The 16146-nt window shown below is 61.4% G+C and carries 9 protein-coding genes and 1 tRNA gene; 2 read left to right on the forward strand and 8 right to left on the reverse strand.

The features are described from left to right. Positions 1-198 precede the first annotated feature (198 nt). Complete coding sequence (locus tag GT571_RS04380) at positions 199-3198, forward strand: AfsR/SARP family transcriptional regulator (protein ID WP_161155723.1); 3000 nt, start codon at positions 199-201, stop codon at positions 3196-3198. Positions 3199-3267: 69 nt separating this feature from the next. On the opposite strand, the gene GT571_RS04385 is transcribed toward GT571_RS04380, so the two are convergent. From GT571_RS04385 to GT571_RS04410, 6 genes are all read right to left on the reverse strand, one after another. Further along, positions 3268-3567 (reverse strand): YhbY family RNA-binding protein, encoded by a 300-nt coding sequence (locus tag GT571_RS04385; RefSeq protein WP_161155725.1) that lies wholly within the window; start codon positions 3565-3567, stop codon positions 3268-3270. A 158-nt stretch (positions 3568-3725) separates the two neighbouring features. Then, on the reverse strand, positions 3726-4451 hold the full coding sequence (locus tag GT571_RS04390; protein ID WP_161155760.1) for a methyltransferase domain-containing protein: 726 nt from the start codon (positions 4449-4451) through the stop codon (positions 3726-3728). Between the two features lie 489 nt (positions 4452-4940). Next, positions 4941-6305 carry a PFL family protein gene (locus GT571_RS04395; RefSeq protein WP_035136908.1) on the reverse strand — a complete coding sequence of 455 codons (1365 nt, stop codon included), beginning with the start codon at positions 6303-6305 and terminating at the stop codon, positions 4941-4943. 108 nt (positions 6306-6413) lie between these two features. Then, positions 6414-8972, reverse strand: coding sequence for a homocysteine S-methyltransferase family protein (locus tag GT571_RS04400; protein WP_192934634.1), 2559 nt, complete (start codon positions 8970-8972; stop codon positions 6414-6416). 9 nt (positions 8973-8981) lie between these two features. Further along, on the reverse strand, positions 8982-9770 hold the full coding sequence (locus GT571_RS04405) for a hypothetical protein (protein WP_161155727.1): 789 nt from the start codon (positions 9768-9770) through the stop codon (positions 8982-8984). Then, positions 9770-10642 (reverse strand): methylenetetrahydrofolate reductase, encoded by an 873-nt coding sequence (locus GT571_RS04410; protein WP_161155729.1) that lies wholly within the window; start codon positions 10640-10642, stop codon positions 9770-9772. The genes GT571_RS04405 and GT571_RS04410 overlap by 1 nt, the downstream gene beginning before the upstream one ends. A gap of 426 nt (positions 10643-11068) precedes the next feature. Between GT571_RS04410 and GT571_RS04415 the strand changes: the two genes are divergently transcribed. Then, a complete protein-coding gene (locus GT571_RS04415) occupies positions 11069-13156 on the forward strand; it encodes a glutamine synthetase III family protein (RefSeq protein ID WP_161155731.1) in 2088 nt (695 codons plus the stop codon). 635 nt (positions 13157-13791) lie between these two features. Here the strand turns inward: GT571_RS04415 and GT571_RS04420 are convergent. Then, positions 13792-13868, reverse strand: a tRNA-Glu gene (locus GT571_RS04420). A gap of 93 nt (positions 13869-13961) precedes the next feature. Continuing rightward, a complete protein-coding gene (locus tag GT571_RS09995) occupies positions 13962-16139 on the reverse strand; it encodes a MurT ligase domain-containing protein (RefSeq protein ID WP_204987198.1) in 2178 nt (725 codons plus the stop codon). Positions 16140-16146 lie beyond the last annotated feature (7 nt).

Here is a 16146-nt window from a genome sequence, read left to right on the forward strand (position 1 = left end):
GATGGGACAAGCTGACAAGCTCATTTACCTGCTTAAAGACCGATTAGTCGGGGGATTAATAACAATCGGCCCTCGCTGTACAAAAACTTGCCGCTTGCGTACCAAAAGACAACCTAAAACACAAGGTCGCTCTATTCATAGCGCGGCTTGTATGGTCTTGCGGTTACAGTGTCCATACGGTCGAGTTGAGGAGCGGGCATGGTAAACGATTTGAGCAGTATAGACGACCTCGAGCTGATGCCGCTGGGCGGAGGCTATATGGTGCGACGCGAACGCTTGATGAATGAGCTTATCGCCAAGGGCCGAAAGGCCGGCATCGTGGTTCTTTATGCGCCCGACGGGTTTGGGAAGACCTCGGTGCTGCTGCAGTACACCCATGAGGTTAAATGCGACCCGACGCGAGGCCCCGTGCGGATTATCGAGGCCGATCGCGCCACTGGGCGCGAGGTGTTTATGCAGCTCGAGGTGGTCACCGAAGAACTCAAAGATAAACCGCACTCCCTTATCGCGATTGATAATGTGCCAAACCTCGATCAGCGCGATACCGAAGACCTCATCGACAGGATTCGCGGCCTGCGCGCTATGGGGATAGGGGTCTTTATCTCCTGCCGTCCTTCAAATCGTCAGCTGATTCATGGGCTGGGCGATTCGGTTAAGATCAATGCGCAGATGCTCAAGGTGCATGCCTATGAGTATTCGGCGTGGGCATCGGCGTTTTCGATCAGCACATCGCTCGACTTTTATCAGCTCACGCAGGGCGTGCCCGAGCTCGTTTCGGCATTGCAGACGGGTCTGTATGGCCAAGGCGACGTAGCCGGTCTGCTCGAAAACGAGATTGTCAACGTATATGGCGCGGCACTTGTCGATCTGGCTTCGCTCGACAATAATGGGCTGTTTTGCGTGGCATGTCTCATGGTTTTGATGGGCGAGGGCAATATCGCAGAACTCGAGGCTTGCGGGGTGAGGCTGTCGATGGTCGACCAGTCCTATTTTGTACGCGACTACCCGATCTTTGGCTTGGATCCCGCCGAGCGGAGTTTTACGTGTCTGGGCACGGAGGATAACGGACGCTTGCGCTTGCGCAAGTTGGTGGCCGAGGTTCGCCCCGAACTTGTTCCGAGGGCGGCCCGTATTTTGCTTAAGGCGGGTAGATGCGATGCGGCGATGGGCCTGGCGGACGCCTTTTTGGACCGTGAAGCGGTCCTTGAACTTGCTGGGCAGTATGGGGTCGATCTGGCTCTGACGGGGCACGGGGCCGATGTCTGCCGAGCAGCGCTGGGCACGATCGATGCCGACGATCCGGCTCCAGAGCCAACGCCTGCCGAGGCGCTCGGCGTGTATTTGGCAGCGGTCAGCGTGTCCAATACAAAGCTCGCTCGCTATATGGCATCGGTCATCGAGCGCGGGGGCGAACGGGCGGCCTGCGAAATAGACCCTGTTTCATGGAGGGTGGCCCAGACACTGACGGCTGTTTGCTATGGGGACAACGGGCTTGGGCTTCCTACGAACCTGGCCGTGCCAGAAATAGAGACGTCCCACACCGCACTCGACATGCTGTCCGCGCATATCGAGGTCAAGCGATGCCTGACCGAGCGGGGAGATGACGGCGGCGTTCTACAGCAGCTCAAAACGAGCAAGGCCTATGACTGCGAGCTCGACATCGCGGGGATTGTTATACGGGCCGATAGCATGCTGGTGGAGCTCTTTGACGGGTCGTTTGCGGGAATCGACGAGCGCGACGACGAGATGACGATGGTGCGGGAGGCGCTCGACGTACGTGGGCTTAAGGCGATGGCTATCTGGGTGCGCATGGTGTTGGCGGCACGGCGGCTCCTTTCCGGCTTGCCGGTAACCGACGACGCGGCGTTCAACGAGCTCGATCGTTTTGCCGTGCGCATGCGCGACAACCAGATTCAGCTGTTTGGCCTGTTGCTAGAAGGCTGGCAGTCGCTGGCAGAGGGACGGCCGGTTAATGCAAAGTTCCGTGCGGTCCAAGTGCTCAAACTTGCCGAGGAGTCGATTGCGTACATGCGCGATAACGCATTGCTGCTGGAGCGCGCAGCGTATCTGCGTAACACCTCGATGGTTTCGGTGCGCGAGGAAGCGGAGCTACTCGATATAAGCCAGACGCAGGTTGGTGGAGCGGAGGCCTGGATGGTGGCTCTGCATTTGGCCTGTGCGGGCCGAGACAGCGATCTTGCGGCCTGGATGTCCATGAATCGTGCGGGGATTCTAGAGCCATCGTATCGGCTCTTTGCGCGCCTTGCCATGCATTGTCTGGGCGAGCCGGCGGGCAGGATACGCAAGAAGCTTCCCGTGCGCGAGCTGTCGCGGTACTCGCTGCGCGACGATTTGGAAGGGGAGGGCGAGCGCCTGTTCCAGGCCGGCGAGGTTGAAGCCGTTGATACCATCGACCATATCGAGATTCGCATGTTTGGTGCGTTTCGCGCCGAGCGCGACGGGTTTCCCATCACGGACAAAATGTGGCGCCGCAAGAAGGCGGCGACACTTGCCGAGCGGCTTGCACTGGGCATGGATGCGCTCGTCGATCGTGAGACGCTGGCCATGGAGCTGTGGCCCCATGCCGAGTTCAATAGCGCCCGCAATAACCTGTACTCGACGATATCGCGCTTGCGGTCGGCTTTGGGGCCGACGCCGGATGGCAAGTCGTGTGTGCTCATCCAAAATGAATGCATTGGACTCAACGGCGACTACGTCAAGACCGATGTACGGCTGTTTGATCAGATAAGCCGCGAGGTTTTGGGAAATCGCACAGGTGCGCGCGGGCCCCATTTAGTTGAGCTGTGCCTTAAGATTGAGCAGCTTTATGCCGGACCGCTGTATGTTCCCAATGGCTGTAATCCCACCTACTTTTTGCGTATGCGACGCATTATGCAGTCAAAGTACATCGATTGCATGATTAAGGGGGCCAATGCCGCTCTAGAAGAAAACGACCTGCAGTCGGCGATTTGGCTGGCGGAGTCGGGGCTTCGGCAGGAAACGGCGCGTGAGGATATGGTGCGCTGTGCCATGCATGTCTACAGTGCGGCGGGGCGGCGGCGCGATATCGTCGAGCTGTACAGCGGGCATATGCACCATCTGAGGGAGCAGGTCAATGGCGTGCCCGAGCCCGAGACGCGGCGTCTATACGAGCGCTTGGTGGAGGGTCGGCTCAACCGCGTGCTGGTCGAGCGATAAAAAACGGGCGCCCGAAGTACTCGGGCACCCGTAAGCTTGCTATGTGTTGGCTCGCCGGATCATTGGCTCTTAGACGAGCTTGATCTTCTCGATATCCTTGCGCGAGGACTCGCGATACAGCGAGAACTTGCGGCCGATGACCTGGACGACCTCGGCATGGCAGCGATCGGCGAGCTCTTCGGCGGCCTCGCGGACAGAAAGGCTGGAGCCATCGAGCACGGAGCACTTAACGAGCTCGTGCTTCTCCAGATAGGCGACCGTCTGCTCCACGGTGCCCTCGTTGACGTCGGACTTTCCGATGATGATGGCGGGGTTGAGGTGATGGGCCATGCTGCGAAGCTGCTTGACCTGTGCTCCTGTCAGTGCCATGGGTTCTCGCTTTCTATGTATGGGGCGCCCCACGATGGGGCCTTAATCTACGTGAGCTGTCCCACGATAGCGCAGGAACGGCGCGGTGTGGGGCGCGTTTGCCCAGTTCAAAAAGAATGCGGATGCCGAGTGAGTGGGCGGCGTGGGCTGCGAACAGGCTATGAGCTGGGCGCAGAGACCGGCTCCCATGCAATAAACGCCCAACGAACCTTGCGGACATGATCGAGCATATAGCGCCCCTGCGGCACGCCCTTGGACCCCGGCTCGCCGGCATGGGGATTCTCGATCATGTGCTGGGCGATATAGTCGCGCAGGCGGTCAACCTTATCCTCGTTGCCATGCTCGAGCATGCGAGAAAAGTCCGCCACGCCCGCTTCAAGGCTATTGAAGGTATCGCGACGAGGCGATTCAAAGTACGTAACCTGCGGCAGGGCACCCATCTGAATAAGGATGTTAAAGGCATACACAAAACCATTGCTGCAGGTAACCGAGGCGCCGATGGCGTTCATCAGGTGCAGGTCATAGCGCGGGCTGGAGTTGGCGACCATCGTGACAGCACAACGCCGACGAGCCGTTCGATTAAGCTTGGCAAGCGCGCCTTTTAGGTTGGTCGTGGTGACAGAGCGACTGGCAAAGGCAACATCTACCGCTTTCGCGACCGGTCCAACCAAATCCCAATCATCATCCCAAGCAAGCTCAAGCGGCGTAATGCGATCCTCGAGCCCATAGTACTCAATGCCAGCATCAAGCGTGCCCAACATAGCAGGGGAGAAGTCAGCCGCAATCACAGGATGCCCAGCCTGAGCAAGCGGAATAGCAATCGACCCAGCCCCACACCCCATATCAAGCACCGATTCACCAGGCTTTAACGCCAACAGCTTCATAAAGTCCCGGGCATACGGGGCAGTCTCCAACGGCCGAAAATGCCGAGCCCGCTTATCCCATTCAAAAGAATCATCAGCCCGATGCCGAGCGGCCTGCAGACGCATCCATTCGCCATTCCAATCCGCAGCAAGCAGCTCAGAACGAATCTCCCCATCAACCACGGGCCAACCTCCTAGCAACAAAAAAGCGACTCCTCCCAAAAGAAGAGCCGCAACCAGCATATATCAGAAAAAGAACCGCTCCAACGCCAAACCGCCACACCAACCAAGGCGGGCAGAAGCGAAGCGACTGCCACTGAGCCAGAACCCAGCCAAGGTTGAGATGTGCGGGAGCCCCGCCGCCGGGCGGCAGACATATAAGGTCGATCGCGAGTTCCGCACGAGCCGGAGAGCACTTAATGTGCTCTCCGTGCGAGTCAGGACTGTCCGAGCAGGCGACCTTATATGTCTGCCGTCCGGCGGCGGGGCTCCTCGCCTCGTATCCCTAGGCTAGTTCTTCAGCGAGTTCAGCGGCGCCGGGAAGCGTCCACCGCGATGGGCAAGCACGGTGCCGGCGTTGGGGTTCACCGGCATGATGGGCGCACGGCCGAACAGGCCGCCGTACTCGACGCAGTCGCCCACGCCCTTGCCGATGGCGGGAATCACGCGGACGGCCGTGGTCTTGTTGTTGATGACGCCGATGGCCATCTCGTCGGCGATGATGCCGGCGATGGTCTCGACCGGGGTGTCGCCGGGGATGGCGATCATGTCCAGGCCGACGGAGCACACGCAGGTCATGGCCTCGAGCTTCTCGAGCGAAAGCGCACCGGCCTCGACGGCGGCGATCATGCCGGCATCCTCGGACACGGGAATGAAAGCGCCGGAAAGACCGCCCACGCTGGAACTGGCCATGACGCCGCCCTTCTTGACGGCATCGTTGAGCATGGCGAGCGCGCAGGTCGTGCCCGGGCCGCCGCAGGTGCCCACGCCGATGATCTCGAGAATGCGGGCAACGGAGTCGCCGATGGCAGGCGTGGGGGCCAGCGACAGGTCGACGATGCCCTTCTCGACACCCAGGCGATGGGCGGCCTCGCGGCTCATGAGCTCGCCGGCGCGGGTGATCTTAAAGGCGGTCTGCTTAATCTTCTCGGCGACTTCCATCATCGATGCGGAATCGGGCAGCGTCTCCAGGGCTGCGGCCATAACGCCGGGGCCCGAGACGCCTACGTTGATGACGGCGTCGGCCTCGCCACCGCCGTGGACGGCGCCCGCCATAAACGGGGAGTCCTCGACCATGTTGGCAAAGCAGACAAACTTGGAAGCGCCGACGGAATCCTGGTCGGCCGTGAGTTTAGCGGCATCGATGATGGTCTGGGCGGCCATAAGCACGGCGTCCATGTTGATGCCAGCACGCAGGCTGGCGACGTTGACGCTGGAGCAGACGCGGCTGGTGGTAGCGAGCGCCTGGGGGATGGACTGGATGACGCGGCGGTCGGCGTCACCGATGCCCTTCTGGACGAGTGCGGAGAAGCCGCCCAGGTAATCGATGCCGAGCGTTTCGGCCGCGCGGTCGAGGGCATGCGCGATGGGGGTGAGGTCCTCATCCTTGCAGCATGCGGCGATCTGTGCCACCGGGGTGACGGAAACGCGCTTGTTGACGATGGGGATACCGTACTCGCGCTCGAGGTTCTCGGCGGTCTCGACCAGATGCTCAGCCGTGTGCGTCACGTGGTCGTAGATCTTCGTGCACATGCGGTCGAGGTTCTCGTCGCCGCAACCCATGAGCGAAACACCCATGGTGATGGTCCTGATGTCGAGGTTCTGTTCCTCAACCATGCCGCGGGTTTCCGCGATTTCTGCGGGCGTGATCGCCATCCTTGCGCTCCTATCTGCCAAAACGAGCATAGTCTTATCTATTCTAACGTGCCGCACGTGCCAAGTGGCGCATGCGGCACGTTTTGGTGCTCGGTTGTTTCCGTTGTGTTACTGCCCAAAGACCTCTTCGGCGATGCGCGCGCTTTCGGCGGCATCCTTGGCGTAGTAGTCCGCGCCGATCTGCTTGGCGTATTCGGGGGTGAGCACGGCGCCGCCCACGATGATCTTGACGCCCGGAATCTCGGCATGGAGCAGCTTGATGGTCTCCTCCATGGCGACGACGGTGGTGGTCATAAGCGCCGAGAGGCCGACGAGTTTGATATCGCGCTCCTTGACGGTCTTGAGTACCTCCTGCGGATCGACGTCGCGGCCCAGGTCAAAGACGGTGTAGCCGTAGTTGTCGAGCAGCATTTTGACGATATTCTTGCCGATATCGTGGATGTCGCCCTTGACGGTGGCCACGCAGATCTTGCCCTTGTCGGCAATCTCGCCGGCGGGCATCAGGCGCTTGATGGTGTCGAAGCCCACACGCGCGGCCTCGGCCGAGGCCATGAGCTGCGGCAAGAAGAACTTGCCCTGGTCAAAGAGGACGCCCACCTCGTCGAGGGCGGGGATAAAGTGATTGTTGATGAGGTCCATAGCGTCGTGGTCTGCCAGCAGACGCTCGGTCTCGGCAGCGATCTCTCCCTTGCGGCCCGAGACGACCATGCGACGAATCGGGTCGTCGTTGCCGTCGGTGCCGGCGGTGCCGGCAGCGGGCGCGGTGTCGGTCGATGCGGCCTGAGCCGCTGCCGGGTTGGCGGCGATCTTGTACGGATCGGTCCAGCCGGCATAGCGCTCGATGTATCCGGTCGAGCCCTCGTCCTCAACGCTCAGGACGCGATAGCTGTAGACGGTATCCATAAAGCGCTTGGAGCCCGGGTTCATGATGGGGGCGTCCAGGCCCGCGCCAAACGCGGCGGCCAAAAAGACTGAGCCCAGCAACGGGCGGGCAGGCAGGCCAAAGCTGATATTCGACACGCCGAGCGCGCATTTGACGCCCAGACGCTCCTTGCACAGGGACATGGCGCGTAGGATCTGCTCGGCCTGGCGTTGATTGGTCGAGGCGGTCATGACCAGGCAGTCGATGAGGATACGGTCCGGGCCGATGCCGTAGCGGGCGGCCTCGGCCACGATGCGTTCGGCGATGGCAAAGCGGGCCTCGGCGGTATCGGGGATGCCGCCTTCGTCGAGCGTAAGGCCGACGACGTTGGTTCCATAGTGGGCGACCAGCGGAAAGATCTCATCCATGATCTGCTGCTTGCCATTGACCGAGTTGATGATGGGCTTGCCGGCGTAGCGACGTACGGCGGCCTCGACGGCGGCGGGGTCGGTGGAGTCGATCTGCAGCGGCAGCAGCGTGGAGCCTTGGAGCTGCTCGGTCGCTTGCTGGATGACCTTGACCTCGTCGATCTCGGGCAGGCCCACGTTGACGTCCAGGATGTCGGCGCCCTGTTCTTGCTGGCTGATGCCCTGGCTCACGACGTAGTCCAGGTCGCCGTCGCGCAGGGCCTGCTGCAGGCGCTTTTTGCCGGTGGGATTGATGCGCTCGCCGATGACGGCAATCTTGTGGCCGTCGCAGGGAAGGTCCACCACAGTCTGGGCACTTGTGACCGACATGCTGGGCTTGCGGTGGCGCGGACTGGGCGTGTGGTTATCGATAAGCGTGCGCAAGGCGGCCATGTGCGCCGGCGTGGTGCCGCAGCAGCCGCCCACGACGCTCACGCCGTCCTCAATCATGCCGGCGACGGCTTTGGCGTATTCGGGGGCCTGGATGTCAAAGACGGTATTACCGTCGTCGTCCACGTGGGGCAGTCCCGCATTGGCCTGCACCATAACGGGTTTGTCCGTAACGGTGAGCATACGTGCGGCGAGCCCTCGGAGCTCGGCCGGTCCCTGGCTGCAGTTGATGCCCAAAACGTCGGCGCCGATGGCGTCGAGCGTGATGGCGGCCACCTCGGGACTCGTGCCCAGGAACGTGCGACCGTCTTCCTCAAAGGTCATGGTGGCAAAGACGGGCAGGTCGGAGTTCTCGCGGCAGGCGAGGACGGCCGCCTTGATCTCGGCAAGGTCGGTCATGGTCTCGATAATAAAGAGGTCCACGCCCGCATCGACGCCGGCGCGCACTTCCTCGGCAAAGAGGTCGTAGGCCTCGTCGAAGCTGAGGGTGCCCAGGGGGCGAAGCAGCGCACCGATGGGGCCGATGTCGCCGGCGACGTAATGGGCACCGGCCGCGCGGGCGCAAGAGACCGCGGCGGCAAAGACATCTGCCACGGTGGCGGCGCCGTCGAGCTTGTGGGCGTTGGCGCCAAAGGTGTTGGCGGTGATTACGTCGCAGCCAGCCTCGACGTACTGGCGCTGGATATCGGTAATGACCTGTGGCTCCTCAAAGTTGAGCAGCTCGGGCAGGGCGCCCGCCTTCATGCCAGCGGCCTGCAACATGGTGCCCATGCCGCCGTCGAACAGCAGGTGTCCCGTGCCCTCGATGGCCGCACACAGGCGATCGTCCTTAATGCGAAGGTCGTCGATCGTGCGCGTCTTGTACGTGGCGCCATTACGGCGTGCGGCATCAACGGGTGCCGCCAGCGCGGCACCGTCCAGATCATGAGTGATAAGCGGAGTAAACATCGGGGGCTCCTAATGGCTGGAATAGCAGGTGGTGTGGGCGGCGCGGAAGCGGCAGTGCTCGCGCATGCGGCAGATATTGCAGGTGGGGCGGCTCTGGGCGTCGTGGACTTCGCCGTCAAACAGACCGATCACCGCGGTCACGCTCTTGGTGGGCATGAGCAGGCTGGTGGGGGTGACGGTAAGTCCAATGAGGCGCGTGGCGTTGAGTGCATCCACGATCGAGCGCTGGGCAGAGAGCGGGCAGTCGCCATAGCCGGGACTGAAGCGCCAGTTGCCGGCGAGCCCGTGTGCGGCGGCCGCAGCATTGACTTGCTGGTCCATCTGCTCGACGGCGGCCTCCACGTAGGCGGAGCATGCGGCGTCGAGCACGGCTCCCTCTAGGGGCTGCTGAGCTCCCGTGGTGCGCAGACGGCGTTCGGCGTCCATGCCGAGGGTGCATGCCATGAGTGCGGCAAAGCGGGCGTCTTTGAGGTGGCGATAGATATCGCGACCGCGCAGTTCAACGTTGGTGCCGACTAAGCGAATGCAGGGCTCGCCCTGTTCATCGACGCCCGTGGCATCGATGGCAAATATGCGGCGCACGCCACGGGGCTCAATGTCCAGCTCCAGACGCTCAACGACAAGCTCAATACGCTGCGCTAGCTCGGGCTCAATCTGCTGGCCGCCGTAGCCCAGATACCGCAGCATCTCGGCACGGTCGACACGAGGATGGTGGGCAGCGTCGATACGGTAAAGCGCCGGCGACGCAAGGTCGGCCGGCACTTCAACAACGGTTGTATCGATGTGCGGTTTTTCCATTACCCCAGACGCTCCATAATGGTCGCGGCGATTGCAGGACGGTTCATAGTGTACAGGTGCAGACCGTCGGCGCCGTGCTCCTTGAGGTCGCAAAGCTGGCGGGCGGCATAATCTACACCGGCTGCCTGCAGGCTCTCGGGGTCGTTCTCGTATTTGGCGAGGATCTTGATGACGGGGGAGGGCAGCGACGCGCCGCACATAAAGACCATGCGGCTGATCTGCGACTTGCCCATAAACGGCATGATGCCCGCGGTAATAGGCACGGTGATGCCGGCCTTGTCGGCAAGCTCGCGGAAGCGATAGAAGCACTCGTTATCAAAGAAGAGCTGCGTCACAAAGAAGCTCGCGCCGGCGTCTTGCTTTTGCTTGAGGTGCTCGACCGAGAGGCTGAGATCCTCGCAGGCAATGTGGCCCTCGGGGTAGGCTGCGGCGCCCACGCAAAAGCCGGCGTCGACGAGCTCGGGGATGAGGTCACGGGCGTAGGCGTAGTCGGAGGCGGGCTTGTCGTCCTCAGTCGCGCCAGCGGGAAGATCGCCACGCAGGGCCAGGATGTTTTCAACGCCGGCGGTGCGATACTCGTCGATCTTGGCGGCGATATCGGCGCGCGAGCGGCCCACACAGGTAAGGTGTGCCACCGAGGGTGTATCGAATTCGCTCGTAATCATATGCGCGATGGGGGCGGTGGTGGCACCGTTGCCCGAGCCGCCGGCCGAGCAGGTGACCGAGACAAAGCTCGGCGAAAGCTTGCACAGATTGCCTGCCACCTCGCGAGCCGTGTCGAGGGTCAGCTCGCCCTTGGGCGGGAACATCTCAAACGAAATGGGCGCGGTGCCCTGGGATGCTGCCTGCTTAAAAACCTCGTCGACGCGCATATCGTGCTCCTTTAGATACGTAATAGTGTGATGTGTTTTAAGGATTCTACAGCACCGCTGTGTCACGGTGGAGTTTCACTCGCTATTTGGGGATACCAATCGAAAATGCTTCGCTATCGGCATTTCCTATAACAGAGCGGTCAATGTAGGAAAGGGCTATATTGAATGGTATCTGATGCGAAATACCAGTTAATAGAGCCCCATCCCAAATTGACTACCCTTAAACTATGGGGAGAGGTCTGCAATTTATACAGTTGATTGGCTGTTGAGGGTGGCAACGCCGCCGCGATGCGTTAACCTCATTGATTGGTTTCGCGACAGCAACATAACGGTAATGTTGCGGAAACACGACGAGCCTAATCTATGACTCGTTCGTTAGTAATCAACACCGCATCTCACGCGGTGCCGATACGAAGGGAGTTCCGTATGGCCGATCTTACTGACCGCTTCGGGACCATGGTGTTCTCTGAGGAAGTCATGAAGGACTACCTCCCCAAGGACATTTGGAAGCGCCTTGCTGCAACCCTCGAGGACGGTGAGCCGCTCGACCTGGATGTGGCCAACGCCGTTGCCCACGCCATGAAGGTCTGGGCCATCTCCAAGGGCGCGACGCACTACGCGCACTGGTTCCAGCCGCTTTCGGGCATTACTTCCGAGAAGCACGACAGCTTCCTCGAGCCCAACCACGACGGCACCGCCATTACCAAGTTTACGGGCAAGAACCTCATCCAGGGCGAGCCCGATGCCTCCAGCTTCCCCAACGGCGGTCTGCGTGCCACCTTCGAGGCCCGTGGCTACACCGCTTGGGATCCCACTAGCCCCGCTTTTATCAAGGACGATGTCCTGTGCATCCCCACGGCTTTCTGCTCCTACACGGGCGAGGCCCTGGACAAGAAGACCCCGCTGCTGCGTTCCATGACTGCGCTCTCGCGTGAGTCCAAGCGCGTTTTGGCGCTGTTTGGCAAGACTCCCAAGAAGGTTGTTCCTTCCGTGGGCGACGAGCAGGAGTACTTCCTGATCAAGAAGGACGCCTACCGCAAACGCAAGGACCTGGTTATCACCGGCCGCACCCTCTTTGGCGCCGCTCCCTGCAAGGGCCAGGAGCTCGAGGAGCACTACTTTGGCGCTATCCGCCCCACCGTCTCGGCCTATATGAAGGACCTGGACGATGAGCTGTGGGCGCTCGGCATTCCCGCTAAGACCAAGCACAACGAGGTCGCTCCCTGCCAGCATGAGCTCGCACCGGTCTATGGCGAGGTCAACGAGGCCATCGACCAGAACCTGGTCATGATGGAGAAGATGAAGCTCATTGCCTCCCGCCACGACTTGGTCTGCCTGCTGCACGAGAAGCCCTTCGAGGGCATCAACGGTTCGGGCAAGCACAACAACTGGTCGCTTGGCACCGAGTCCGAGAATCTGCTCGACCCGGGCGACACCCCGCTCGACAACCTGCAGTTCATCGTCTTCCTCACCGCGGTGATCGAGGCCGTCGATAACTATCAGGAGCTCCTGCGTGCCTCCGTTGCCTCGGCCGGCAACGATCATCGTCTGGGCGCCAATGAGGCTCCTCCGGCGATTATGTCCATCTTCCTGGGCGACCAGCTTACCGAGGTCGTCGAGAAGATCATCGATGGCAAGGCTTCCGTCCATGCCACGCGCGGCGTGCTCGACCTGGGCGCCGATACCCTGCCCAAGCTGATGCAGGACAACACCGACCGCAACCGCACCTCCCCGTTTGCCTTCACCGGCAACAAGTTCGAGTTCCGTGCCTGCGGCTCCGAGCAGAACGTCTCCGACTCCAACCTGGTGCTCGATGCCGCCGTGGCCAAGTCGCTCAAGTCCTTCGCCGATGCCCTTGAGGGTACGCCCGAGGATGATTTCCAGGACGCCGCGCTCGAGTACTGCAAGAAGGTCCTGACCGACCACCAGCGTATCCTCTTCTCCGGTGACGGCTACTCCGATGAGTGGCCCGTCGAGGCCGAGAAGCGCGGCCTTGCCAACAACAAGACCACGGCCGACGCCCTGCCCGCCTTTGTTTCCGATAAGGCCATTGCGCTCTTTGAGGAGACGGGCGTCCTGACCAAGGCCGAGGCTCAGTGCCGCTACGACTGCAAGCTCGAGAAGTACAACAAGCTCATGAACATCGAGGCCACCACGATGGTTCGCGAGGCGCGTCGTACCTATCGCCCGGTCATCACCGCCTATGCCACCAAGGTCGCTAAGGGCCTGGAGGCAATCCGCGCTGCCGGCGCCGATGCTGCCATGCAGTGCGAGCAGAACACGCTCAACAAGCTCTGCAACGGCATCACCGCCATCAACGACTCCATCAAGGCGCTCGACGCCGTGCATCAGAAGGCCGAGGCCCTCGATGGCCAGGAGCAGGCCAATGTGTATGCACACGAGGTCGTTCCCGCTATGGATACGCTGCGCGCCGCCGTGGATGCCATGGAGGAGATCGTGGCAGCCGACTACTGGCCGGTCCCGACCTACGACGACATCCTGTTCTACGTGTAGGACTGGGACAGCATACCGTCACGGTTGAAAGCCGGGGTCCGCATCGCGCGGGCCCCGGCTTTTTGTTTGCGAGGGACGCTTTGGAGTCCGTTTTGCAACTGATTCGCCCGCGCAATAAGGGGTTGTGGGCAAAAAACGTCAAATATGAGTACTGTCACAAGTCCTGTAGCATTATCTTTTTGAAAAAGACGCAGAATTACGCAACATATATCCAAGTACTTGGCTGATAAACGCCTGCATTTCCTCCGCCGTAGGACGCTTGGCGTCCAAATTGTCTTCTGATGGCATGAAATCGCTGTTACTAAATTGGTAACAGTACTCATATTTGCTATTTTTTGCCCACAGGCCCTTGGATGACAGTGTGATTTAATGCCCTTGGGGTTCGAAACCCGGCGTATGGGTAGCAAAAAGCCCGCCACCGAATTGGTAACGGGCTTCTCAGATTCTGTGGTGCCCCCAGCGGGATGTCCGCGTGCGGCTGGCGCCGCCCGCTTTCGCTGCGTCGCTCCGCTCCTTGCGTGCTGCGCTGGAAAACGCTTCGCGTTTCCTCAGCTCCGCACCCTGTCGGGTTCGAATCCCGGCATATCGGTAGCAAAAAGCCCGTCACCGCGGGGGTACGGGCTTCTTAATTTAAATGGTGCCCCCAGCGGGATTCGAACCCGCGATATCCACCTTGAAAGGGTGGCGTCCTTGGCCGCTAGACGATGGGGACAGCGGGAAAGAGTATAGCAGACTTTTTTGCCGGCGCGTATATCGTTGGCAAACTGGAAAACCACCACAAAGGTGCCTGTCCCCTTTGTGGTGGCTAGGGGAGGAGCTTCATCGCGGCGTCGTGGGCGGCGTGCTCGTAGGTGTCGTCGAGGGGTTTGAGCGGCAGCAGGGCGGCGGCCTGTGCGTCGCCACGGCGCTCAAGGGCGTGGGCGATGAGCCAGTCGGCGAGCTCGGGGTTCTTGGGTAGCGCTGGTCCGTGCAGGTACGTGCCGATGACTCCCTTGTGGATCAGGCCCTCAAAGCCATCGTCGCCGTTGTTGCCGGTGCCCGCGACGACGGACGTTCCGAGCGGCGTGGCCTCTGCATCGAGCAGGGTGCGGCCGCCATGGTTCTCGAATCCCACAAAGGGCTCGGGTGCCAGGTCGGTCTTAACGGCGACGTTGCCGATCAGGCGGTCGGAGCCGCGCACGGTTTCGGCGGCAACGACGCCCAGGCCATCGATGCGATTCTCGCCCATATAGTACGAACGGCCGAGCAGCTGATAGCTGCCGCAGATAGCGAGCAGCGAGCCGCCGTCCTCAACATAGGCTGCGACCTTGTCTTTTTGAGCGAGCAGCTCGTGTGCCACGGCCAACTGATCGCGGTCGGAGCCACCGCCCATCATGACGATGTCGGCGTCGGTGAGATCGAGCGTCTCGCCCATACGGACTTCGTCCACGCGCACGGGAATGCCACGCCAGGCGCAGCGGCGCTCGAGGGTAATGACGTTGCCGCCGTCGCCGTAGAGGTTGAGGGCATCGGGGTACAGATAGACGATGCGCAGGGGGCGCGAGAGCTCGACCGGCACAATATCGGTGGGGACAGCGCTGCCGTCGGCACGGGCTACGGCGCAGGCGGCAACCGTGGTTGCATCGGTGCCCTTAAGCTCGTCGAGCTCCTTGACCAGCGGCGGGAAGGCCGTGTAGTTGGCGACGGCGTAGAACGTATCGCCAGCCTCCTCGTCCGCCACGGCGCCGATCGCCTGCTCGATATTCGAGATGATGGCGGCGTCGATGCCGGCGTACTTGAGGCGTACCTGCATATCGTGCGCGCGCGTACCCCCGACAAAGGCGACAAGCCCTGGGGTATTGGCGATGCGCTCGAAATCGACGTCGTAGATCCACGAGACATCGTGGCCGTCGGCGTCGTTGTCGTTGAGGAAGAAGGCGCAGAGCCTGCCGCCTGCCGTTTTAATGGACTGAATCTGGCGATCGAATCCCACGGGATTTTTGGCCAGATTTGCCTCGACGGTACGGCCAGCGATTTCCCAGCGGCCCATGCGTCCGCCGGCGGGGACGTAGGCATCGAGCGTGGGCTGCAGATGTGTCGCGTCCACGCCCAACTCGCGCGCCGCAAAGAAGGCGGCGGCAACGTTGTAGACCATGTACAGGCCGTTGTAGCGCGTGGCGATGTGCGTGGTGGGCGCTTTGGCCTCGGGTCCAAAGTTCAGGTCAAAGTCGTAGCCGCTGCAGGTGAGCTCAACGCCTGTCACGCGACGGACCAGCGCGGGACGACTCCAACCGCACGAAGGACAATGATAGGCGCCGAGCTGGCCGTACTGCACATAGTCGTACTCCAACGGCGCATTGCACTGCGAGCAAAAACGCGAGTCGCTAATGCGATCGGACTCGGTGCCCGTGGCGCCGTCGATGCCAAAGGCGATGCTTGCATTGGGAACGCGCGCGGCGATTGCGGCACACAGCGGGTCGTCTGCGTTGTAGATGAGCGTTGTTGCCGGAGAGAGCTCCAATGCATGGGCGATGACGTCTTGGGTATGGTCGATCTCGCCGTAGCGGTCTAGCTGGTCGCGGAACAGGTTGAGCAGCACAAAGTACGTCGGCTTGAGCTTGGGCAGAACGCGTACGGTGTAGAGCTCGTCGCACTCAAAAACGCCCACGCGCTTGCTGCTGGCGGTTCGCTTAAGGTTGCCGCGCGCTTCGAGCAACGCGCCCACCACGCCCGGCTCCATGTTGTTTCCGGCACGGTTGCATACCACGGTGGCGCCGCTGGCGGCAACGGCATCGGCGATGAGGTTGGAGGTGGTGGTCTTGCCGTTGGTGCCGGTGATTACCACGCTGCGGTCGACAAGGTCCGCGAGGTCGCTCAGCAACTCGGGGTCGATCTTCATGGCGATGCGGCCGGGGAGTACGCCGCCCTGGCGCTTAAGGACGGAGCGCAGCCCCCAGCGGGCGATATCGCTCGAGGTGCAGGCGAGAGATGAGCGGAAGTTCATGAAGCCG

Origin of the sequence: Collinsella aerofaciens (assembly GCF_009876115.1) — a bacterium.
GTDB lineage: Bacteria > Actinomycetota > Coriobacteriia > Coriobacteriales > Coriobacteriaceae > Collinsella > Collinsella aerofaciens_N.

What these genes read in the sequence shown, in the direction of transcription:
- GT571_RS04380 (WP_161155723.1), top strand. Translation starts at nt 199, where the DNA reads ATGGTAAACGATTTGAGCAGTATAGACGACCTCGAGCTGATGCCGCTG.
- GT571_RS04390 (WP_161155760.1), bottom strand. Translation starts at nt 4,451, where the DNA reads ATGAAGCTGTTGGCGTTAAAGCCTGGTGAATCGGTGCTTGATATGGGG.
- GT571_RS04410 (WP_161155729.1), bottom strand. Translation starts at nt 10,642, where the DNA reads ATGCGCGTCGACGAGGTTTTTAAGCAGGCAGCATCCCAGGGCACCGCG.
- GT571_RS09995 (WP_204987198.1), bottom strand. Translation starts at nt 16,139, where the DNA reads ATGAACTTCCGCTCATCTCTCGCCTGCACCTCGAGCGATATCGCCCGC.
- GT571_RS04400 (WP_192934634.1), bottom strand. Translation starts at nt 8,972, where the DNA reads ATGTTTACTCCGCTTATCACTCATGATCTGGACGGTGCCGCGCTGGCG.
- GT571_RS04405 (WP_161155727.1), bottom strand. Translation starts at nt 9,770, where the DNA reads ATGGAAAAACCGCACATCGATACAACCGTTGTTGAAGTGCCGGCCGAC.
- GT571_RS04395 (WP_035136908.1), bottom strand. Translation starts at nt 6,305, where the DNA reads ATGGCGATCACGCCCGCAGAAATCGCGGAAACCCGCGGCATGGTTGAG.
- GT571_RS04415 (WP_161155731.1), top strand. Translation starts at nt 11,069, where the DNA reads ATGGCCGATCTTACTGACCGCTTCGGGACCATGGTGTTCTCTGAGGAA.
- GT571_RS04385 (WP_161155725.1), bottom strand. Translation starts at nt 3,567, where the DNA reads ATGGCACTGACAGGAGCACAGGTCAAGCAGCTTCGCAGCATGGCCCAT.